The following is a 473-nucleotide window of genomic DNA, read 5'->3' on the forward strand; positions in this document are numbered from 1 at the left end:
TTCTTTTCTATATATTTTAGTTGGTAATTTAAGACGTGATAAATAATATCCTTGCTTATCTTGAATAGACTTAAAGTCTTGTAAACGAAAATATCCTAGGTCACGAATATATAGTTCATTCTTTTGTATCATACCTGTTCGAGTCGCACCATACGCCTGATCACTCCGTTTGCCTGGTTCAATTTTCACATCAGAAAATTCTCCACTCAATAAGTCATACTCTAGTTGAATTTTTACACCAGCTTTATGACTGCATCCTCCGGCACCAGGATAAGTAGATGCGAATCGATCTGGAACTTGAAAGGTTGTAGAATCAAGGATACGAATGTGCTCAAAGTAAGCAGAAAGAGAATGAGAAATCTTAGATAACCCTCCAATTTTAGCTTGTAGAAGTGTAATAAATACAGTTCGAAAGAAGGCTACAGAAGCCGAATTAAATCGTCGATTAAGTCCCTCTGGACTTAATAAAACTC

The 473-nt window shown here is 35.9% G+C and carries 1 protein-coding gene; it reads right to left on the minus strand.

Annotated elements, in window-relative coordinates; all coding sequences use genetic code 11:
- A partial coding sequence (locus KFD70_RS29450; protein ID WP_431613566.1) for an IS4 family transposase occupies positions 1 to 473 on the minus strand: 473 nt, incomplete at both ends.

The sequence above is a fragment of the Bacillus pfraonensis genome (assembly GCF_050768835.1).
Lineage (GTDB): Bacteria > Bacillota > Bacilli > Bacillales > Bacillaceae_G > Bacillus_A > Bacillus_A pfraonensis.